Origin of the sequence: Streptantibioticus ferralitis, from assembly GCF_029223525.1 — a bacterium.
GTDB classification, from domain to species: domain Bacteria; phylum Actinomycetota; class Actinomycetes; order Streptomycetales; family Streptomycetaceae; genus Streptantibioticus_A; species Streptantibioticus_A ferralitis.
The window spans coordinates 1-20817 of sequence record NZ_JARHTQ010000060.1; the positions used below are offsets into that span (position 1 = coordinate 1).

General features: G+C 70.0%; 21 protein-coding genes and 1 pseudogene. 7 read left to right on the forward strand and 15 right to left on the reverse strand.

Going from position 1 to position 20817, the window contains the following annotated elements; translation table 11 throughout:
- Nucleotides 1–131: 131 nt before the first annotated feature.
- The 3 genes from P2L57_RS38830 to P2L57_RS38840 are packed head-to-tail and all read right to left on the reverse strand — an operon-like array spanning nt 132 to nt 1629.
- Entirely contained in the window at nt 132–1079 is a 948-nt protein-coding gene (locus P2L57_RS38830; protein WP_275823115.1) for a CE1 family esterase, read from the reverse strand.
- On the reverse strand, nt 1076–1441 hold the full coding sequence (locus P2L57_RS38835; protein ID WP_275823118.1) for an AtuA-related protein: 366 nt from the start codon (nt 1439–1441) through the stop codon (nt 1076–1078). Before P2L57_RS38835 ends, P2L57_RS38830 begins: the two co-directional genes overlap by 4 nt.
- Complete coding sequence (locus tag P2L57_RS38840; protein WP_275823120.1) at nt 1438–1629, reverse strand: hypothetical protein; 192 nt, start codon at nt 1627–1629, stop codon at nt 1438–1440. The genes P2L57_RS38835 and P2L57_RS38840 overlap by 4 nt, the downstream gene beginning before the upstream one ends.
- A gap of 222 nt (nt 1630–1851) precedes the next feature.
- Between P2L57_RS38840 and P2L57_RS38845 the strand changes: the two genes are divergently transcribed.
- Nucleotides 1852–2769 carry a LysR family transcriptional regulator gene (locus P2L57_RS38845; protein WP_275823122.1) on the forward strand — a complete coding sequence of 306 codons (918 nt, stop codon included), beginning with the start codon at nt 1852–1854 and terminating at the stop codon, nt 2767–2769.
- A 14-nt stretch (nt 2770–2783) separates the two neighbouring features.
- On the opposite strand, the pseudogene P2L57_RS38850 reads toward P2L57_RS38845, so the two are convergent.
- The 11 genes and pseudogenes from P2L57_RS38850 to iolC form a co-directional block, all read right to left on the reverse strand.
- Nucleotides 2784–3085: pseudogene (locus tag P2L57_RS38850) on the reverse strand (NF041680 family putative transposase); the annotation flags it as partial.
- A 96-nt stretch (nt 3086–3181) separates the two neighbouring features.
- Nucleotides 3182–3754, reverse strand: coding sequence for a hypothetical protein (locus P2L57_RS38855; RefSeq protein ID WP_275823124.1), 573 nt, complete (start codon nt 3752–3754; stop codon nt 3182–3184).
- A complete protein-coding gene (locus P2L57_RS38860) occupies nt 3751–4902 on the reverse strand; it encodes an ROK family glucokinase (protein WP_275823126.1) in 1152 nt (383 codons plus the stop codon). The genes P2L57_RS38855 and P2L57_RS38860 overlap by 4 nt, the downstream gene beginning before the upstream one ends.
- Nucleotides 4903–4991: 89 nt before the next feature.
- Nucleotides 4992–5783 (reverse strand): ATP-binding cassette domain-containing protein, encoded by a 792-nt coding sequence (locus tag P2L57_RS38865; protein WP_275823129.1) that lies wholly within the window; start codon nt 5781–5783, stop codon nt 4992–4994.
- Nucleotides 5780–6811: an ABC transporter permease gene (locus P2L57_RS38870; RefSeq protein WP_275823131.1), complete on the reverse strand. Its 1032-nt coding sequence runs from the start codon at nt 6809–6811 to the stop codon at nt 5780–5782. The genes P2L57_RS38865 and P2L57_RS38870 overlap by 4 nt, the downstream gene beginning before the upstream one ends.
- Nucleotides 6808–7776: a sugar ABC transporter substrate-binding protein gene (locus tag P2L57_RS38875; protein ID WP_275823160.1), complete on the reverse strand. Its 969-nt coding sequence runs from the start codon at nt 7774–7776 to the stop codon at nt 6808–6810. The genes P2L57_RS38870 and P2L57_RS38875 overlap by 4 nt, the downstream gene beginning before the upstream one ends.
- 110 nt (nt 7777–7886) lie before the next feature.
- Nucleotides 7887–8642, reverse strand: a complete 756-nt coding sequence (locus tag P2L57_RS38880) for a GntR family transcriptional regulator (protein WP_275823133.1) — start codon at nt 8640–8642, stop codon at nt 7887–7889.
- 120 nt (nt 8643–8762) lie between these two features.
- On the reverse strand, nt 8763–10631 hold the full coding sequence (gene iolD, locus P2L57_RS38885; RefSeq protein WP_275823135.1) for a 3D-(3,5/4)-trihydroxycyclohexane-1,2-dione acylhydrolase (decyclizing): 1869 nt from the start codon (nt 10629–10631) through the stop codon (nt 8763–8765).
- Nucleotides 10628–11521, reverse strand: a complete 894-nt coding sequence (iolB, locus tag P2L57_RS38890) for a 5-deoxy-glucuronate isomerase (RefSeq protein WP_275823137.1) — start codon at nt 11519–11521, stop codon at nt 10628–10630. Before iolB ends, iolD begins: the two co-directional genes overlap by 4 nt.
- Before the next feature lie 29 nt (nt 11522–11550).
- A complete protein-coding gene (locus P2L57_RS38895) occupies nt 11551–12429 on the reverse strand; it encodes a Cgl0159 family (beta/alpha)8-fold protein (RefSeq protein WP_275823139.1) in 879 nt (292 codons plus the stop codon).
- Nucleotides 12430–12459: 30 nt separating this feature from the next.
- Nucleotides 12460–13407, reverse strand: a complete 948-nt coding sequence (gene iolC / locus P2L57_RS38900; RefSeq protein ID WP_275823141.1) for a 5-dehydro-2-deoxygluconokinase — start codon at nt 13405–13407, stop codon at nt 12460–12462.
- A 390-nt stretch (nt 13408–13797) separates the two neighbouring features.
- On the opposite strand from iolC, the gene P2L57_RS38905 reads away from it, so the two are divergent.
- The 6 genes from P2L57_RS38905 (at nt 13798) to P2L57_RS38930 (ending at nt 20120) form a co-directional block, all read left to right on the forward strand.
- Nucleotides 13798–14808: a substrate-binding domain-containing protein gene (locus P2L57_RS38905; RefSeq protein ID WP_275823143.1), complete on the forward strand. Its 1011-nt coding sequence runs from the start codon at nt 13798–13800 to the stop codon at nt 14806–14808.
- Complete coding sequence (locus tag P2L57_RS38910; protein ID WP_275823145.1) at nt 14808–15881, forward strand: ABC transporter permease; 1074 nt, start codon at nt 14808–14810, stop codon at nt 15879–15881. Before P2L57_RS38905 ends, P2L57_RS38910 begins: the two co-directional genes overlap by 1 nt.
- 5 nt (nt 15882–15886) lie before the next feature.
- Nucleotides 15887–16756, forward strand: a complete 870-nt coding sequence (locus tag P2L57_RS38915; RefSeq protein ID WP_275823147.1) for an ATP-binding cassette domain-containing protein — start codon at nt 15887–15889, stop codon at nt 16754–16756.
- 31 nt (nt 16757–16787) lie between these two features.
- Nucleotides 16788–17702 (forward strand): sugar phosphate isomerase/epimerase family protein, encoded by a 915-nt coding sequence (locus P2L57_RS38920; protein WP_275823150.1) that lies wholly within the window; start codon nt 16788–16790, stop codon nt 17700–17702.
- Between the two features lie 362 nt (nt 17703–18064).
- Nucleotides 18065–19078: a Gfo/Idh/MocA family protein gene (locus P2L57_RS38925; protein WP_275823152.1), complete on the forward strand. Its 1014-nt coding sequence runs from the start codon at nt 18065–18067 to the stop codon at nt 19076–19078.
- Between the two features lie 34 nt (nt 19079–19112).
- The gene (locus P2L57_RS38930; RefSeq protein WP_275823155.1) at nt 19113–20120 is read left to right on the forward strand and encodes a Gfo/Idh/MocA family protein; all 1008 of its coding nucleotides are present in this window, start codon (nt 19113–19115) and stop codon (nt 20118–20120) included.
- A 70-nt stretch (nt 20121–20190) separates the two neighbouring features.
- Here the strand turns inward: P2L57_RS38930 and P2L57_RS38935 are convergent, their stop codons facing one another.
- Entirely contained in the window at nt 20191–20682 is a 492-nt protein-coding gene (locus tag P2L57_RS38935) for a glutathione peroxidase (protein WP_275823157.1), read from the reverse strand.
- Nucleotides 20683–20817: the final 135 nt, after the last annotated feature.

Below are 20817 nucleotides of genomic sequence, written 5' to 3' on the forward strand. Positions count from 1 at the left end.
AGGCCCGCGATCTCAACCAAGTCGCGCCACACTGGAAGAAGGCGCTGAACCAGTTCTCACTCTTCTTCGAGGACCGGCTCAACGTCCGGTGAACGCCAAGGACTTACACAAAGTCCCTGACACGCCCACCGTCAGTGCTCAGCTCTGAGAGCGCTCGTGGAGCGGAGTTCGCCCACCTCGTCCAGCTCGTTCAGTATCGCGGGCAGGGCGTAGAAGGCGGCGACGGCGGCGGCCGTGTCGAAGGCCAGGTCGGTGCGGCCCATGAGGAAGGGCGCCTTCTTCGTGCCGGGGATGGTGTGGCCGCCGCCGTTGACCGTGTAGAGGGAGACCGGCTGGCGCCCGGACTGGCGATAGTGAAGCGCCGTCACGGAGGTCTTGGTACGCCCGGCGCCGCCGCCCGCTGTGTTTTCGACCTGTTCGGTGACCGGCTCGGCACTGATCCTGTTGCGCTGAGCGTAGTAGCGGGCGGTCTGGGGTGCCGACAGGCCGAGGCCACGGGGGCGGAAGCCCCACATGCTGGCCATGCCGCCGTTGTAGGGCACGAGCGGGTCCTTGGTGCCGTGTACGAGCATGATCGGCAGTGGGTGGTGCACGGGGTTGGTGGGGGCGAAGTTCTCTTCGGCCGGCTGGGTGGCGGAGATCACCGCGGCGCCGGCCAGGAGGTCGGGGATCTCGTGGACGAGGCGGATCGCCATCTGACCGCCGTTGGAGAATCCGACCACGTACACCCGGGAGGGGTCACCGCCGTGGCGAAGCACCAGGTGGTCGATGGCGTCGCGCACGAAGGCGACGTCGTCGTAGTCCTCGGTGCGCGCGGCGAACTGGTTGGAGATGCGGGCGTCGTTCCAGTGCTGCTTGTAGCCGTCGAGATAGGCGAGCACGGCTGCGCCGTCCGCGGCGAGGCGGTCGAAGGCATGGGCGGTGAAGGCACGTAGCTTGGCAGCCGTCTGGTTGGAGCCGTGCAGCAGCAGGACGACCGGTCGCGGCTGCCGGCCCGTTCGGCCTACGACGGTCAGTGTGCGGGTCTTGCCCTGGACCTGGAGCGTCTGCGTGGTCGCGGGTACGTCGGGTGCGGTCATGTTGATTCCAAGCTTCGGGAGGGGGTGGTCGGTTCGGTGGGGATGGGGAGGTCCAGGAGGAGGCCGGAGAGGGTCTTGCCGTGCCGGTCGCGGTGCAGCGAGGTGTTGACGGAGTCGTCGGGAGTGCGTTCGGACAGGAACAGCAGCGTTGCGGTGGCGGGCATCTCATAGCGGTGGACGTCGCCGCTGATGCGCGGTGACAGGTGCTCGCGTACGGCGGCGGCGGTCAGGCCCGCGCGCAGCATCGGGTAGTTGGCCGCGTTGCGGGCCACGACGGTCAGAGTCAGGCTGCGTCCCTTGTCGCCGGCGCGCGCAGGGGCCAGCTCGCGCAGGGTCGGGCCGGGTGCACTCGCCGGGGTCATGAGCGGCTCCCCAGCAGGTCGATCGAGGGGACAGCGGCACTGCGGTGCACAGTGCTGGACACCACGCCGAGAACCGGTTCGGTGGTCACCCGAACGCCGCCTCCTCCGGCGGGGCCGTTGGTGTACAGCGCGGTGACCTCCTCACCGAGCCGCGCGGCCGTGTCCGAGTCATCCGCGTGCGCGACCATGGACAGTCGGCATCAGCAGGTCGGACGCCGGGGCGAAGCGGTCGCCGGCGAACCCGGCCCCGCAGCCGATCCGGGTTGCCGCGAGCATCCCGACTCCCATGGCACCTACTTCCGGACGAAAGAAGCGATTTGCCTGTATTCAGGCGGGCGATGCCTCCACGCTAGGTCGACCATTTACCTACGAGAAGACATTGATTGCGCATGGACCTATGCTCTGTCGACATGGACGTGTCCCTGTCCCAGATGGCGGTCCTCGACGCCGTGGCCCGCAACCGCTCGTTCAGCGGCGCGGCCCGCGACCTGCACATCGGCCAGCCGGTGGTGTCACGGACCGTGGCTCTCGTAGAGCGCGTGGTGAACGCCACGCTGTTCACACGCACCACGCGGGCGGTAGAACTGACGGATGCCGGCCGCGCCTACCTTGCGATCGCCCGGAACGTCCTCGCTGCCGCCGACCGCGGCCACCGGCAATGGGACGGATACCAGGCGGGCGAGAACGGCGAGGTCGCCGTCGCCGTGCTGCCCTCCGTGGCGGCCACTGTGCTGCCAGCCGCTGTCAGAGAGTTCACACGCGGCAGGCCAGGCCGTTCGGTCACCGTCTTCGATGTACCGGCCGACGAAGGCGTGGACCTGCTCAGGGCCGGACACGTCGATCTGGCGATGTGCGAGGCCCGGCAGACGCACCTGGCTCCCGACTTCGCCGATGTCGAACTGCTGACCACCGACACGCTGGTCGCCGTCACACCCCCGGACAGCCCCCTCGCCGCCCTGGACGAGATCACCTGGGCGCAACTGGCGCAGCACCCGTTTGTCGCCCTGTTGCCCGGAAGCAGCGTCCGCGCGCTGACCGACTTCGGATTCGACGCAGCAAGCACCAGCCCCCGCGCGCTCGTCACCGCCCGGGGGGTGCCCACGGTGGCCGGACTGGTCGCGGCGAACATCGGCGTCAGCGCCGTACCAACAGGAGTCCTGCCGCTCCTCGGCTCCCAGGCGCTCGCCGTCCGACCACTGGCCGATCCCGTGGTCACCAGGCGAATCCACCTGCTCGAACGCACACCACCGTCACCCGCAGCACACGCGTTCCGCAAGGCCCTCACGAACGCGTTTGCAGTCCGACCCACCAAGGGGGCAACGCCCTGATCGGGCGAGCAGGGCCCGACGTCCGGCCTTGCGGGGGCGGAAGTTCTCCGGTGCTTGTTCCCGATGCCGGCTGGTCGGCCGGGGCCTGCGGTGCTCGTTTTCGGTGCGCCAGCCAGTCGAGGGGTTTTCCCGCGGAGGCGGCGAAATCCCCCACGGACGCGTGCGAATGTGAGGCGTCCCTGGCGCGCGGGCCGCTCCCAGGGTTTGCGGGGGGGCTTCCGCGGGGGGCTTCCGCGAGGGGCCGGGCGAGGCGGAGTTGGGTGTGGGCGGCAATGACGAGCCAGGTCCAGCGGTCGGCGGCGGCCAGCCCGCGGAGCGCCTCACAGGGACGAAACACGATGAATCGGACCGGCGTTCATGCGGGCGCCAGACCCACCCCCACCCCAGCGGTCACGACCCGTCGGGCAGCAGCTCAGTGGAAAGTCGCCGTGGAAACCAGGTAAACGGATGGCTTGTCCGGGTTGTCGAGGTTAACCGTGATCTCGTGCCGCGGCTTGTCACCGTGCGCGGGAAGGACGGTCCCCGCCCAGTCGTGGCCGGGCGAGAACTTCCAGCCGACCCGACCGGCCTGGTCGGCCGTGACGGACACCGCGCCGTTCCTGAGGTCCGCACGCCCCGCGCCCAACTGGGCCAGGAACGTGTCGAGTCCGCCCGCGGTGGTGGTGAACTGCACGTACAGCGAGCTGGTCTGCCACGAGTTCGTCTCGAAGTAGGCGACCTTGGTGGCGTTGTAGGGGATCGGCACCTGGTAGATGCTGCGCTGCGTCCGCGCCGGCCAGTCGTCGACCAGTCCGGCCATCTCGGCCTTCAGCGACTTGGCCCCGTCGGTGTCACGGCTCTGCACCGCGGCGACCGCCCCGTAGCCGGACGGGACGAGGATCAGCACGGCGACCACGATCCACTGCACCCACCGGCGCCGCTTCGGCGGCGTCCCGCCCGGCGGGTACTCGGAACCAGGGCGTATCGGTACGGCGGGCGGGGTCATCGGTCGTCCTCCCGGCCGCGCGGCGCCAGTAGCGTGGTGAGCCCGGTGCGCTCATACCGTTCCACCCGCCGCCGGTTGGTACGGCGGAAGCGGCGGGCGACCAGCCGGGCGAGGTCCGCGGCCCCCACCATGCCCGCCTCGGGTCCCAGTTCGGCCTTGATGATGCGTGCCTCCGGCCGGTAGCCGCGACCGGTCAGGGTGCGGCGGAAGGCGTCCCGGGCCGGACCGATCAGCAGGTCGTCGGCCGCGCTCACACCTCCGCCGATGACGAAGCAGGACGGGTCGAGGGCGGCGGCGAGATTGGCGATGCCGACACCGAGCCACTGGCCGATGTCCTGGAACAGTTCGACGCACATCGCGTCGCCCTCGCGGGCCAGCTCGGTGATCAGCGGCCCGGTGATCTCGGCGATGTTTCCGTCGACCCGGTCGATGATCCCGTACGCCACCGGGGACTCGGCGGCCGCGAGTTCGCGGGCCTCGCGGACCAGGGCGTTGCCCGAGCTGTACTGCTCCCAGCAGCCGCGGTTGCCGCACGGGCAGCGGTGTCCGCCGGGCACCACCTGCATATGGCCGAATTCGCCCGCGACGCCGTACCGGCCCCGCTTGACCTGGCCGTCCTCCAGGATCGCGCCGCCGATGCCGGTGCCCAGCGTGATCATGACGAGGTCGTCCGTACCGCGCCCGGCACCGAACCGCCACTCCGCCCAGGCCGCGGCGTTGGCGTCGTTGTCCACCATGACCGGCACCAGCAGCCGCTCGGCGAGCCGGTCGCGCAGGGGTTCGTCGCGCCAGGACAGATGCGGGGCGAAGAGCACCCTGGAGCGGTCGGCGTCCACCCAGCCCGCGGCGCCGATGCCGACGGCGTGCACATCGTGCCGCTCGGACAGGTCGAGCACCAGCTCGACGATGGTGTCCTCAACCACCTTGGGACTCTTGGACTTGTGCGGAGTCTCGGTGCGCAGCTTCTCCAGGATGTTGCCGTCGGCGTCCACGACGCCCGCCATCACCTTGGTGCCGCCGATGTCGATGCCCACCGTGGGCACCCGGGGCGCGGTGAGATGCGAGCGGCGTTCGCGGCGGCCGACGGTCTGCAGGACGGTGGCTCGCGCCGCGCCCGTACGGTGGACGCGTTCGCGGTAGGCGCTCAAGGGGTCTCTCCGGGTCGGGGGCTCTCCTGGCCGATTCTGCCTCATCGGCACGGTGATTGGGGATTCCGGGGGCGTGGCCGGCGGGACGTCTACCTGTCGGCCGCCGTGGTCCGCCGCAGTTCGTGGCTGAGCTGCTCCAATTCACTACCGCCCGCCATCTGGCGGGTGAGTTCGTCCAGGGTGATCTCCGCCTTGGCGTGGCTGCCCGCCATCGCACCGCGCTTCAGCAGGACGAACCGGTCGCCGACCAGATGGGCGTGGTGCGGGTTGTGTGTGATGAGCACCACACCGAGTCCCGCGTCGCGCGCGGCGGCCACGTACTTCAGCACGACGCCGGACTGCTTGACACCGAGCGCGGCGGTCGGCTCGTCGAGCACCAGGACCTTCGCGCCGAAGTACACGGCGCGGGCGATCGCCACGCACTGCCGCTCGCCACCGGACAGCGTGCCGATGGGCTGGTCGACATCGCGCAGATCGATGCCCATCCGCAGCAGTTCGCTGCGGGTGGTCTCGCGCATCGTGTGGACGTCGAGGCGTTTGAAGGGGCCGCGCCCCTTCCTGGGCTCGGAGCCGAGGAAGAAGTTCCGCCAGACCGGCATCAGCGGCACGACGGCCAGGTCCTGGTAGACGGTGGCGATTCCGCGGTCCAGGGCCTCACGCGGTGAGGCGTGCCGCACCTCCTCGCCCTCGATCCGGTACGTTCCGCCGTCGTGCTGGTGCAGCCCGGAGACGATCTTGATGAGGGTGGACTTGCCCGCCCCGTTGTCGCCGAGCACGCAGGTGATCTCGCCCGGGTACACCTGGAGCGAGACGCCTTCCAGCGCCTTGATGTTGCCGTAGAACTTGCTGACGTCGGTCAGCTCCACCAGCGCTGTCGTCATGCGGCCGCCTCCGCCCGTTTGCGTACCCAGTGGTTGAGCAGGGTGGCGAGCAGCAGCATCGCCCCGAGGAAGAACTTGAACCAGTCGGGGTTCCACTGCGCGTACACGATGCCCTTGCTGGTCATGCCGAAGATGAACGCGCCGACGGCCGAGCCGATCGCCGAGCCGTAGCCGCCGGTCATCAGACAGCCGCCGATGACGGCCGCGATGATGTAGAGCAGTTCGTTGCCGACGCCCTCACCGGACTGCACCACGTCGAACGAGAGCAGCAGATGCTGGCCGGAGATCCAGGCGCACAGCGCCACGGCCATGTAGAGGCCGATCTTCGTACGCGCCACCGGAACGCCCACCGCGCGGGCGGCCTCGGCGCCCCCGCCCACCGCGAAGACCCAGTTGCCGGCCCGGGTGCGCAGCAGGACCCAGGTGGCCACCGCCACCAGGGCGAGCCACCACACGATGGTGATCTGCAGGTCGACGGAGCCGATGGTCAGGTGCGAGGCGAACACCGCGCGGGCGGAGTCGAAGCCCTCCATGTCGGAGATGCTCTTGGTGGACACCGTGCCGCTGATCAGCTTGGTGAAGCCCAGGTTGAGCCCGGTGAGCATCAGGAAGGTGCCGAGCGTGATGATGAAGCTCGGCAGCTTGGTGCGGGTCAGCACGAAGCCGTTGAAGAACCCGATGGCCAAGGTGACCAGCAGGGAGACGCCGACGCCGACCCAGACGTTCGCGGTCATCTGGTAGCTGAACATCGACGAGACCAGCGCGGACGTGGTGACCATCACCCCGGCCGACAGGTCGAACTCGCCGCCGATCATCAGCAGGGCCACCGGGACCGCCATGATCCCGATGGTCGAGGAGGCGTACAGCACGGTGCCGAGGCTGGACGCCTGCAGGAAGGAGTCGGCGGCGAAGGAGAAGAAGAGGAGTACCGCGAGGGCCCCGACCACCGAACCCAGTTCGGGGCGGGCCAGCAGGCCTCGCGACAGGGAACGTCGCACCAGGCGCTCGTCGGCGGTGGCTTCGGTCATCGGGTGCCCCGCTGGGTGTACTGGCGCAGCGCGTCCGCGTCGTCCTTGGTGACGATCTGCGGGCCGGTGAGCACCGGCTTGCCGCCGCCGAGGCCGTCCCGGTTGTACTTGTAGAGCCACAGCAGGTCCACGGCCTCGTACCCCTGCAGGTACGGCTGCTGGTCGACGGCGAAGCCCAGGCTGCCGTCGGACAGCCCCTGGGCGACCTGGGCGTTGAGGTCGAAGGTGTCGATCTCGGCGCCGCTGCCGGCTTGTTGCTTGGCCTTCACCGCGGTGGCGGCGAACGGCGCGCCCAGGGTGACCACGGCGTCGACCGACTTGTCGGAGGCCAGCTTGGCCTGGATCGCGGACTGCACGTCGGGCATGTTGGTGCCGTTGACGTAGAGGTTGTCCACCGTGCCGTGGAAGGCCTGCTTCACTCCGGCGCAGCGCTGCTCGTGGCCGACGTTGCCCTGCTCGTGCAGCACGCACAGGGCGTGCTTCCTGCCGCGTTGGTCGAGCGCGTCACCGACCGCCTGACCGGCGATCGTCTCGTCCTGGCCTACGTGGGTGAGCGCACCGAACGCCTTGGACTCCTCGGCGCCGGAGTTGATGGTGATCACCGGTATGCCGGCTCGCTCCGCCTTGGCGACCACGGCCTTCATCGCGTCCGGCTTGGCGAGGGTGACGATGAGCCCGTCGACGTGCTGGTCGATGGCGGCCTGCACCAGCTGTGCCTGCTGGTCGCTCTGGTCGCTGTTGGAGTACAGGAAGTTGATGTTGTCCTTGACGGCGGCCTGCTTGGCGCCGTTCTGGACGATGTCCCAGAAGGTGTCACCGGCTCCGGAGTGCGTGACCATGGCCACCGTCCACCGAGGGGTGGTGACGACCTTGCCGTTGGCCGCGGCCTGCTTGGCCCGCTCCTCGGCTCGCAGTCCCCCGGTGCTGCTGCATCCCGCCGCGGTCGCGGCCAGGGCGGCCGCCATGATGGCACCGACCGCGCGCAGCCGCCTTTCTACGCTCGCCACTGATTCCTTGCCTTCCTCGGGGACCTGCCGACCGTCCATTGTTCATGACGGCGGGCCGGACCCCGAGATCAGGGCCTGACCAGCAGCTGGAACTCGAAGGCGTAGCGCGAGGCGCGGTAGATGTGCGTGCCGTACTCCACCGCGCGGCCGGTGTCGTCGTACGTCGTGCGCTGCATGGTCAGCAGCGCGGCCCCTTCCGGCTCCATGAGCTGCTCGCCCTCCTCGGCGGTGGCGGTGCGGGCACCGACCGCCTGCCGGGCGCTGTGCAGGGTGATGCCCGCGCCGCGCATCAGCCGGTACAGGCCGGTCTCCTCCAACCTCGCGCTGTCGAGGTCCAGCAGCTCGGCGGGCAGGTAGTTGCACAGGTACGCCATCGGCTCGCCGTGGGTGAGGCGCAGCCGCTCGATCACCTGGACCTCGCTGCCCTCGGCGATCCCCAGGGCGGCGGCGACCTCGGCCGACGCGGGCTCGGTCTCGTTGCGCAGCACCCGGGTGGCCGGGCTCTGTCCGGCGGCCTGCAGGTCGTCGTAGAGGCTGCTCAGTTCGAGCGGGCGCTTGACCTGGCTGTGTACGACCTGGGTTCCGATGCCGCGGCGGCGGACCAGCAGCCCCTTGTCGACGAGCGACTGGATGGCCTGGCGGACGGTCGGCCGGGACAGGCCGAGCCGCCCGGCCAACTCGATCTCGTTACCCAGCAGACTGCCCGGGGCGAGCCGACCGTGCTCGATGGCACTCTCCAACTGCTGGGCGAGTTGGTAGTAGAGCGGCACGGGGCTCGACCGGTCCACCGCGAAGTCAAGGCTTGCGGACTCAGGCTTGGGCACGGGCCGAGAATATCCGCCGGTAAAGCTGACAGGAAAGTCTGACATCACATTGTCCTGACATGTGGGGTTTCTCGGCCCTGGTACCCGTGCTTCCGCGCGTCTGCCACGCGGTGCCGGGGGTCACAGATGGTGTCGCCGGGCGGCCACCTGCCGGTCGTACTCCTTGCGTGCCTTGACCGCGGCGGGCCGGGTGGCGGTCTCGGCCACCGGCACGTCCCACCACGCCTGGGCGCCAGGCGAGGTCTGCCCGGGATCCGTCTCGACGTACACACAGGTCGGCCTGGCCGAGGCGCGGGCGGTGGTCAGGGCGGCGCGCAGTTCGCGGACGGTGGCAGCGCGGATCACCTCCATGCCGAGGCTGGCGGCGTTGGCGGCGAGGTCGACCGGCAGCGGGTCGCCGTCGTAAGCGCCGTCCTCGGACCGGAACCGGTAGGCGGTGCCGAAGCGTTCGGCGCCGATCTGCTCGGACAGACCGCCGATGGACGCGTAGCCGTGGTTCTGGATCAGGACGATGTTGACATTGACGCCCTCCTGGACGGCCGTGACGATCTCGGTGGGCATCATCAGATACGTGCCGTCGCCGACCAGTGACCAGACCGGTCGGTCCGGGGCGGCAAGCCGCACTCCGATGCCGGCGGGGATCTCGTAGCCCATGCAGGAGTAGCCGTACTCCAGGTGGTACTGGCGCGGCGAGCGGGCGCGCCACAGCTTGTGCAGGTCGCCGGGGAGCGAACCGGCCGCGTTGATGATGACGTCGTCATCGCCGACCACCGAGTCCAGGGCGCCGAGCACCTGGGTCTGGGTGGGACGCGCGTCCTCGTCCTCGGCCGCGTAGGCGGCGTCCACGACCCGGTCCCAACGCACCTTGCCCGTACGGTATTCGGCCTGGTACGCCTCGTCGACGCGATGGCCGGTGAGCGCTTCGGTGAGCGCCTGGAGGCCGGCCCGGGCGTCGGCGACCAGCGGTACCGCGCTCAGTTTGTGGGCGTCGAAGGCCGCGATGTTGAGGTTGACGAAGCGCACGCCGTCGGCGGCGAAGAGGGTGCGGGAGGCCGTGGTGAAGTCGGTGTACCGGGTGCCCACGCCGATGACCAGGTCGGCGGTGCGGGCCAGGTCGTCGGCGGCCGCGGTGCCGGTGTGGCCGATGCCGCCCAGGTCCGCGGGGTGGTCATGGCGCAGCGAGCCCTTGCCCGCCTGTGTCGACGCCACCGGGATGCCGGTCGCGTCGACCAGGGCCCGCAGCGCCTCCTCTGCCTCGCTGTGGTGGACACCGCCGCCCGCGACGATCAGCGGACGCCGGGCGCCACGGATCGCGGTGACCGCCGCCGCCAGCTCCACCGGGTCCGGGGCCGGGCGGCGCACCTGCAACACCCGTTCGGCGAAGAACTCCTCGGGCCAGTCGAAGGCTTCGGCCTGCACGTCCTGCGGCAGGGCGAGGGTGACGGCACCGGTCTCGACCGGGTCGGCGAGCACCCGCATCGCCTGCAGCGCCGCCGGGATCAGCGCCTCGGGGCGCACCACCCGGTCGAAGTAGCGGGACACCGGCCGCAGCGTGTCGTTGACCGAGACGTCCCCCGCGTAGGGCACCTCAAGCTGCTGGAGCACCGGGTCGGCGGTACGGGTGGCGAAGGTGTCGCCGGGCAGCAGCAGTACCGGGATGCGGTTGACGGTGGCCAGTGCCGCACCGGTGACGAGGTTGGTGGCGCCCGGGCCGACGGAGGTGGTGACCGCGTGCGCGGACAGCCGGTTGGACTGCCGGGCGTAGCCGACGGCCGCGTGCACCATGGCCTGCTCGTTGCGGCCCTGGAGGTACGGCATCGCGGAGCGACCGGACTCCAGCAGCGCCTGGCCGAGTCCGGCGACGTTGCCGTGCCCGAAGATGCCCCAGCAGGCGCTGATCAGGCGGGACTTGCGGCCGTCCCGCTCGGTGTACTGGTGGGCCAGGAACTCCACCAGTGCCTGGGCGACGGTGAGCCGTCGTGTAGTCATCGCGCTCCTCCACATGGGGCGGTGTAAAGAGGTAGCCGGGGGTCGACGGGCCGGCCTTCCCAACTGCCGCGGATCCAGGCGTGGTCGGGGTGGTCGCAGATCAGCCACTCGCGCTCGGCGCCCGGACCGGCCATCACGTTGAGGTAGTACATGTCGTGGCCGGGTGCGGCGATCGACGGCCCGTGCCAGCCGTCGGGGATCAGTACGGTGTCGCCGTGCCGGACCTCGGCGAGCACGTCAGGGCCACGGCCGTGCCCGGAGGGGGTGACCCGCTGGTAGCCGACGCCTTCGGTGCCGTGCGCGGCGGCGATCTCGAAGTAGTAGATCTCCTCCAGCTGTGACTCCTGGCCCGGACGGCACTCGTCGTGCTTGTGCGGCGGGTACGAGGACCAGTTGCCGCCGGGGGTGAGGACTTCGACGGCGATGAGCTTGTCGCACTCCAAGACGCCTGCGGCGGCGAAGTTGTTGACCTGGCGGGAGCAGTTGCCGGTGCCGCGCAGTTCCACCGGCACGTCGCAGGCCGGTCCGTAGCGGGCGGGCAGTCTGCGGGTGCAGCGGGCGCCGGTGAGGGCGAAGCGGCCGCCCGCGCGGCTGTCGATCCGGGCGTGCGCGTCGCGTGGCAGATAGGCGAAGTCCGTGACGGCGGCGAACACGCTGTCGCGGCCGTGCAGTTCGAAGGTCTGCCCTTCGGTGGCCACGGTGCATCCGCCGCTGAGCGGCAACACGATCCACTCGCTGTCGCCGGTCGCCAGGGAGTGCGAGCCGCCGGGCGGCAGTTCGAGGACGCGCAGTGCGGAGTATCCCCAGTCGGCCCGCTTGGGGTCGATGTCCACCGCGTAGGGGCCCTCGGCGGCGCTTCCGGCGGGGAGATGGAAGTCGTGGGAGGTCATGATCTCAAGTCTCCTGGCACTGGGCGGGTTCAGAGCAGGCCGACGGCGGTGTCGACGGCGGTCTGCACGCTGCCCTCCGCCGGATAGAGCAGCGAACGGCCGACGACCAGGCCCTGGACGGTGGGCAGCCGCAGCGCCTTGCGCCACTTCTCGTACAGCCCCTCCTGGTCCTTGCTCACCTCACCGCCGAGCAGCACGGCGGGCAGCGTGGAGGTCTCCATGACGGCCGCCATGTCGTCGACGTTCTCGGTGACCGGCACCTTCAGCCAGGTGTAGGCGGAGGTTCCGGCGAGTCCGGAGGCGATGGCGATGGACTTGGTGACGGCCGGCGCGCTCAGGTCGTTGGTCACCTTGCCGCCCGCCCGCCGGGAGATGAACGGCTCGACGAAGACCGGCAGTCGCAGTTCCGCCATCTCGTCGATGGCCCGGGCGGTGGAGTGCAGGGTGGTCAGCGACCCGGCGTCGGCGTAGTCGATGCGCAGCAGCAGCTTGCCCGCGTCGAAGCCCAACCGGGCGATGTCCTGAGCGCGGTGGCCGGTGAAGCGGTCGTCCAGCTCGAAGGAGGCCCCGGCGAGCCCGCCGCGGTTCATCGAGCCCATGACGATCTTGCCGTCGAGCGCGCCGAGCAGCAGCAGGTCCTCCAGGATGTCAGCGGTGCCGAGCACCCCGTCGACGCCGGGCCGGGAGAGCGCGGTGCACAACCGTTCCAGCAGGTCGGCCCGGTTGGCCATGGCCAGGTTGTGGTCGCCGACGGCGAGCGCGCCGCGCGCCGGATGGTCGGCGGCGATGATCATCAGTCGGCCACCGGGTCCGATCAGAGGCCGTCTGACCCGGCGCGCCGCGGCTTCGGCGATGGCCTCGGGGTGCTGGGCGCGCACCTTGACGAGGTCGCTGATGCTGATGCTCAAGGGGTGCTCGCTTTCACGGGAAGCAGTGGGTCAGCCATGTGCGAGGAGGTCCTCGACCTCGGACTCGGTGGGCATGGCGGAGGAGCAGGCGAGGCGGGAGGCGACCAGTGCTCCGGCGGCGTTGGCGTAGCGCATGATGTGGCCCAACTCCCAGTCGGCGAGCAGCCCGTGGCACAGCGCGCCACCGAACGCATCGCCCGCGCCGAGGCCGTTGACGACCTCGACCCGCACCGGCGGCACTTCGGCGGACCGGCCGTCGCGGTGCACGGCGAGCACGCCCTTGGGTCCCTGCTTGACCACCGCCAGCTCGACTCCGGCCGTCAGCAGGGCGCGTGCGCAGGCCCATGGCTCCCGTACGCCGGTGGCGATCTCGCACTCGTCGAGGTTGCCCACGGCGACGGTGGCGTGTGCCAGCGCCTCGGTGTAGAAGGGGCGGGCCTGTTCGGGGTCGTTCCAGAACATCGGCCGCCAGTCGAGGTCGAAGACGGTGGTGCCGCACTTGTCGCGAGCCCGTAGCGCGGTGAGCGTGGCCGAGCGGCTGGGTTCGGCGCACAGGCCGGTGCCGGTCATCCAGAAGATCCGGGCCGCGCGGACGGCGCCGAGGTCGAGCTCCCCCTCGTGGATCTCCAGGTCGGGGGCCTTGGGCTGGCGGTAGAAGTACAGCGGGAAGTCATCGGGCGGGAAGATCTCGCAGAAGGTGACCGGTGTGGGGTACCGCTCCACCGGTGTCACCCAGCGGTCGTCCACCCCGAACTCCTTCAGTGCCTGGTGGACGTACATGCCGAAGGGGTCCTGGCCGGTGCGGCTGATCACCGCGCTGGTCCGGCCGAGGCGGGCGGCGGCCACCGCCACGTTGGTCGCCGAGCCGCCCAGGAACTTGCCGAAGGTCTCGACCTGCGCCAGCGGCACCCCGGTCTGCAACGGATAGATGTCCACCCCGATCCGGCCCATCGTGATCAGGTCGTACGGCTCGGTCATGGGCATGGCTCCTTGTGGTCCCTCACGCGCCGGTCCGAACGCCCGGCCCTGACAGGTCTACTGCTCGCGCGTTGACCCTGTCAACGCTTTGTCTTTACATTCGAACGTCCTGACCGTTCGCCGCCGGTGGGGGTGGAGGGCCTCCTGACCCCGCGTTTTGGGGCCGCGCCTCTGGATCGGGTCCCATGGGGACGTTATCGCGTCGTTACGTCGAGATGAACTGATGTCATAACAAACCCTTGACAGGGCTCTCGGCAAGGGGTTGGCTCCCGTTTGCAACAGCCGCGTTAAGCGCGTCACACCACCCGGCCCGGCTGTCACCCCGAGTCCTCCCGGACTCCATTGCCCCCGATCCGCCTCCCCCTTCCCCGCAGCGAGGTATCAGGACCGATGGAAATCTCCGCCAGAACCCGCAGAACAGCCACCGTTGCCGCCTTCGCGGCAGGCGCCCTCCTGCTCGCCGGATGCGCCAGCGGCTCCGGCGGCAAGAAGGCCGCCGACTCCGCCAACGGCATATCGGCAGGCCACGCCGACACCCCCCGGATCAAGGTCGCGATGATCACCCATCAGGCCCCGGGTGACACCTTCTGGGACCTGGTACGCAAGGGAGCTCAAGCCGCCGCCGCCAAGGACAACATCCAGCTCGTCTACTCCTCCGACCCCAACGCCGCCAACCAGGCCAACCTGGTGCAGAACGCGATCGACCAGAAGGTCGACGGGATCGCGGTCACCCTGGCCAAGCCCGACGCGATGAAGGGCGTGGTCGCCAAGGCCGAGCAGAGCGGCATCCCGGTGGTCGGCCTCAACGGCGGCATCGACGTCTGGAAGCAGCAGGGGCTGCTGGAGTACTTCGGCCAGGACGAGACCATCGCCGGTCAAGCGGTCGGCGACAAGCTCAACCAACTCGGCGCCCAGCACGTCGTCTGCGTCGTCCACGAGCAGGGCAACGTCTCCCTTGAGGACCGCTGCGCCGGAGTGAAGAAGAACTTCAAGGGCACCACCGACCTGCTGTACGTCAACGGCCAGGACATGCCGTCGGTGAAGTCGACCATCACCGCCAAACTCCAGCAGGACCACTCGATCGACGAGGTCGTCACCCTCGGCGCCCCGTTCGCGCTCACCGCCACGCAGTCGGTCTCCGACGCGGGCAGCAAGGCCAAGGTGGCCACCTTCGACCTCAACAAGGACCTGGTCAACGCCGTCACGGACGGCAAGGTCCAGTTCGCCGTCGACCAGCAGCCGTACCTGCAGGGCTACCTCGCGGTCGACGGACTGTGGCTCTACAAGAACAACGGCAACTTCAGCGGTGGTGGCACCTCGCCGGTGCTGACCGGCCCGGCCTTCGTCGACAAGAACAACGTCGCGGCCATCGCCAAGTTCGCGCAGAACGGGACCCGGTGATGACGATGACCCAGCAGGACGCACCGGCGGCCTCGCCACCAGCGCCCTCCCCCGCACAGACCGACGGCCGGACGGCCCAGCGCTCGGCGGCCCGCAGGCTGCTGGCCCGGCCGGAAGTCGGGGTCGCGGTCGGTGCGATCGCCGTCTTCGTCTTCTTCTTCGCGGTGGCCCCCACCTTCCGGCAGGCCGACTCGCTGGCCACCGTGCTCTATCAGTCCTCGACCATCGGCATCATGGCGCTCCCGGTGGCGCTGCTGATGATCGGCGGCGAGTTCGACCTGTCGGCCGGGGTCGGGGTGGTCACCTCGGCGCTGACCGCCAGCATGGTCAGCTACCAGCTGACGATGAACGTATGGGTGGGCGTCGCCGTGGCGCTGGTGGTCTCGCTGGCCATCGGCGCGCTCAACGGATATCTGCTGGTCAAGACCGGACTACCCAGCTTCCTGGTGACACTTGGCACCTTCCTGATGCTGCAGGGCCTCAATCTGGCGGTCACCAAACTGATCACCGGCAATGTCGCGACCGACTCGATCAGCGACATGGACGGGTTCAACCAGGCCAAGGCGGTTTTCTCCTCCGACATCACCATCGCGGGGGTGTCGGTCAAGATCACCGTGTTGTGGTGGCTGGCCTTCGCCGCCATCGCCAGCTGGGTGCTGCTGCGCACCAAGTACGGCAACTGGGTCTTCGCCGTCGGCGGCAACAAGGAGAGCGCGCGAGCCGTCGGCGTACCGGTGGCCTTCACCAAGATCACGCTGTTCATGGCGGTGGGCTTCGGCGCCTGGTTCGTCGGCATGCACCAGCTCTTCGCGTTCAACACCGTGCAGTCCGGTGAGGGCGTCGGCAACGAGCTGCTGTACATCGCCGCAGCGGTGATCGGCGGCTGCCTGCTCACCGGCGGCTACGGCTCGGCGATCGGCACGGTCATCGGCGCCTTCATGTTCGGCATGGTCACCCAGGGCATCGTCTACGCCAACTGGAACCCCGACTGGTTCAAGCTGTTCCTGGGGGTCATGCTCCTCGGCGCGACCCTCATCAATCTGTGGATCCGCCGTCAGGCAACCCGGAAGTGATCACCATGGCGACCAACGAAACCTCCGGCACGGACCGGCAGCCCATCGTCGAGCTGAGCGGCGTCGGCAAGTCCTACGGCAACATCCGCGCCCTGCACGGGGTCGACCTGACGGTCAGCCCCGGCGAGGTGACCTGTGTGCTCGGCGACAACGGCGCGGGGAAGTCCACCCTCATCAAGATCATCTCGGGGCTGCACCAGCACACCGAGGGCGAGTTCCGCATCGACGGCGAACCCGTACGGCTCGGCACCCCGCGCGACGCGCTGGCCCGCGGCATCGCCACCGTCTACCAGGATCTGGCCACCGTGCCGTTGATGCCGGTGTGGCGGAACTTCTTCCTGGGCTCGGAGATGACCCGCGGGCGCTGGCCGCTGCGCCGGTTGGACATCGCCCGGATGAAGGAGACCGCCGACCAGGAACTGCGCAACATGGGCATCGTCCTCGACGACCTGGAACAGCCCATCGGAAGTCTGTCCGGCGGCCAGCGCCAGTCAGTGGCGATCGCCCGCGCGGTCTACTTCGGCGCCCGGGTGCTGATCCTCGACGAGCCGACCGCGGCGCTCGGCGTCAAACAGTCCGGAGTCGTCCTCAAGTACATCGCCGCCGCCCGGGACCGCGGCCTGGGCGTCATCTTCATCACCCACAACCCGCACCACGCCTACATGGTCGGCGATCACTTCACCGTGCTGCGGCTGGGCACGCTGGAGCTGAGCGCGGCACGTAGCGAAGTCAGCCTGGAAGAGCTGACGAACCACATGGCGGGGGGCGCCGAACTGGCGGCGCTCAAACACGAGTTGGCACAGGTCCGCGGCGTCGACACCGATGTGCTGCCGGAGCCTTCCGAACTCCCGTCCGCCTCCGCCCCTGCCCCCTGAACGCCCGCAACCGGCAAGGAGACCACCGCAGATGACCACTACCTCCTCCCCCGTACTGGACCGCATCCGGGTCGGTTCGGCACCCGACTCCTGGGGGGTGTGGTTCCCGGACGACCCGCAGCAGGTGCCCTGGACCCGCTTTCTGGACGAGGTCAGCGAAGCCGGTTACGAATGGATCGAACTGGGGCCGTACGGGTATCTGCCGACCGATCCGCTGCGGCTCGTCGACGAACTGGCCCGCCGCTCGCTGAAGGTCTCCGCCGGAACCGTCTTCACCGCACTGCACCGCGGCCCGGGCGTCTGGGACGCCACCTGGGAGCATGTCGCGGAAGTCGCCGAACTGACCAAGGCGATGGGCGCACGGCATCTCGTCGTCATCCCGTCCTTCTGGCGCGACGACAAGACGGCGGAGCTGATCGAGAGCAGCGAGCTGACCGGCGAGCAGTGGGGCCACCTGGCCGGCGGCATGGAGAGGCTGGCCCACGAGGTACGTGAGCGCTACGGGCTGGACATCATGGTCCACCCGCACGCCGACACCCACATCGACACCGAGGAGCACGTGGTCCGCTTCCTCGACTCCACCGACTCCGACCTGGTCAACCTCTGTCTGGACACCGGTCACTACGCCTACTGCGGCGGCGACAGCGTCAAGCTGATCAAGACCTACGGCGAGCGGATCGGCTATCTGCATCTGAAGCAGGTGGACCCGGACATCCTCGCCGATGTGGTCGCCAACCAGGTGCCGTTCGGCCCCGCGGTCCGGCGCGGGGTGATGTGCGAGCCGCCGCGGGGTGTGCCTGAACTGCCGCCCGTGCTGGCCGCCGCACAGGACCTCGGCGTGGACCTCTTCGCGATCGTCGAGCAGGACATGTACCCGTGCCCGCCGGACCAGCCGCTGCCGATCGCCCAGCGCACCCGCCGCTTCCTACGGGGCTGCGGAGCGTAGGCCTCGCCGGCCGGGCCGGGGCGGCGGGTGAATGACTGTTCCGGGGGCCAGCCCCCGGGCCCCCGGCGGACACGTAGGCCTCGCCGGCCGGGCCGGAACGGTCTGCTTCCCGTAGGGGGAAGGCGCTCTCGGGGGCTCCGCCCCCGCAGCCCCGGGCCAGCCCCCGAACCCCCGTGGGCGGCCGGGTCGGAACGGCCCGCCTCCCCCAGGGGGAAGGCCCTCTCCGGGGCTTCGCCCCCGAAACCCCGGGCCAGCCCCCGAACCCCCGTGGGCGGCTGGATCGGAGGGTCTGCCAACCCCCTTGGTGTGTGAAGGAAAATCCCGGGGCCGGGCCCCGGGCCCTCAGGAAGGACGAGAAAGCGATGCAGGGAACACTCGGCGTGGCCGTGATCGGTACCGGGCGGATGGGCGCCGACCACGTGCGCCGTATCAACGACGTGATCAGCGGGGCGCGGGTGGCCGCCGTGGTGGACATCGACGCCGAGCGCGCCGGACGGATCGCCGACGGCATCGAGGGGTGTACCGCCTACACCGACCCGGCCGCCGCGATGGCCGCCTTCGACGTCGACACGGTGCTGATCGCCTCCCCGGGACCGGCGCACGAGGACGCGCTGCTGGCCGCGTTCGAGCGCGATCTGCCGGTGCTCTGCGAAAAGCCGCTGACCCCGGACGCCGCCTCCGCGCTACGGGTGCTGGAAGCCGAGCAGAAGCTGGGCCACCGCCTGGTCCAGGTCGGCTTCATGCGCCGCTACGACTCGGAGTACCTGCGGCTCAAGGCACTGCTGGACGACGGTGGACTGGGCCGCCCGCTGATGCTGCACAACCGGCACCGCAACGCCTCCACCCCGCCCGGCTTCACCAACGCCATGCTGATCAACGACTCGGTCGTGCACGAGATGGACGTGACCCGCTGGTTGCTCGACCAGGAGATCACCGCGGTCACCGTGCTGCGTCCGACGGCCTCCGGTAACGCCCCCGAGGGTCTCGACGACCCGCAGTTCGTCGTCTTCGAGACCGACGGCGGCGCACTCGTCGACGTCGAGATCAACGTCAACTGCCGCTTCGGCTACCAGGTGCAGGCCGAGGTGGTCTGCGAGCAGGGCACCGCGCGGATCGGCGAGGCGCACACCCTGCTCACCAACACCGCGGGCCGCTGGGGCGGCACCATCGCCCCGGACTTCGTCGAGCGCTTCGAGGAGGCCTACGACCGAGAGGTGCAGAGCTGGGTCAACGCCACCCGGCGCGGCCAGGTCGAGGGCCCCAGCACCTGGGACGGCTATGCGGCGGCCGCGGTCTGCGAGGCCGGAGTCAGGGCGCAGGCCGAGGGCCGCCGGGTGGAGGTCGAGATGATCGAGCGCCCGGCCCTGTACAGCTGAAGACCGCCCTGCCCTCTAGTAGTTAAGGACCGCTATGCGAATCGGACTTGTGGGCACCGGCCGGATCGGCTCCTTCCACGCCGAGGCCCTGCGGGCGCAGCCCGCCGTGAGCGAGTTGGTGGTGGCCGACGCCGATCCGGCCCGGGCGGCCGAGGTCGCCGCCCGCATCGGCGCACGGGCGGCCGGATCGGTGGACGGACTCTTCGCCGCGGGCGTCGAAGCGGTCGTGATCGCCTCGGCCACCTCGTCGCACGCCGACCTGATCACCCGCGCCGCGCGCGCCGGGCTCCCCGCGTACTGCGAGAAGCCCATCGCCTTGGACCTGGCGGGCACACTGCGCGCGCTCCACGAGGTCGAGTCCGCCGGAACCATGCTGCAGATGGGCTTCCAGCGGCGCTTCGACGCCGGATACCTGGCCGCCCGCGAGGCGTACCGCGACGGGCGGCTCGGCAGGGTGCACACCATCCGTGCCATCACCTCGGACCCGGCTCCGCCGCCACCGGAGTTCCTCCCGCTGTCCGGCGGGCTGATCAGGGACTGCCTGGTGCATGACTTCGACGCGGTGCGGTGGCTGACCGGCCGCGAGGTGGTGGAGGTGTTCGCCCGCGGATCCGCCGGTGGCGCGGCGTTCTTCCGCCAGGCGGGCGATGTGGACACCGCCGCCGCGCTGCTCACCCTGGACGACGGCACCCTGGTCACCGCGACCGCCACCCGCTACAACGGCGCGGGCTACGACGTCCGGATGGAACTGTCCGGCGAGCGGGACCAGTTCGTCGTCGGTCTGGACGCCCGTACCCCGTTCACCTCCGCGGAGCCCGGTGGGCCTCAGCGGCCCGCGCGGCCGTGGACCGGATTCCTGGAGCGGTTCGACAGCGCGTACCGGGCGGAGTTGGCCGCCTTCGTCCAGGCCGCGCGCGGTGAAGCGCCCAACCCCTGCTCCGGCCGGGAGGCGCTGCACGCCCTGCTGGTCGCCGAGGCCTGCGAGGTGTCCCGCCTGGAGGAGCGGCCGGTACGCCTTGAGGAGATCGCCAAGCAGGTCTGAGGAGAGTCCGGGGGCTGGTCCCCTGACCGTGTGGGGGTTCGGGGGGACTGGTCCCCCCGAACATCCGTCCTCAGTGGGGCAGCAGCCCCTCGATCGCGGCGATGAGCTCCGCCGCTTCCGGCTCGGTGCGCGGCCGGAACCGGCCCGCCACCGTACCGTCGGGGCCGATCAGGAACTTCTCGAAGTTCCACTGGATGGGGCCCGCCTCGCCGTCCGCGTCCACGGTCCGGGTCAGCTCGGCGTAGAGCGGTTGCTGCCCGTCGCCGTTGACGTCGGCCTTGGCGTAGAGCGGGAAGCTCACCCCGTAGGTCGTCGAGCAGAAGGTCTCGATCTCCTCGGCGGTACCCGGCTCCTGGCCGCCGAACTGGTTGCAGGGAAAGCCGAGCACCGTGAAGCCGCGGTCGGCGTAACGCTTCTGCAAGCGCTCCAGGCCCTCGTACTGCGGGGTGAGCCCGCACTTCGAGGCGACGTTGACGATGAGCAGCGCCCTGCCCTGGTGGTCGGCGAGCGTGGCGGGCTCACCGGTGAGGGTGCGCAGCGGAATGTCATAGAGGTTGGCCATGGAGGGATCCTAGTAGTGCTTGGTCAGATTGGTATTGGGGTGGGTATGTCGCGGTGGCATGTGGGGCAGGCGCCGGTCCAGGTTGCGAGGAGTGTCTGTATCTCGCGGATGACTGAGTAGAGGCTCAGGCCGGCG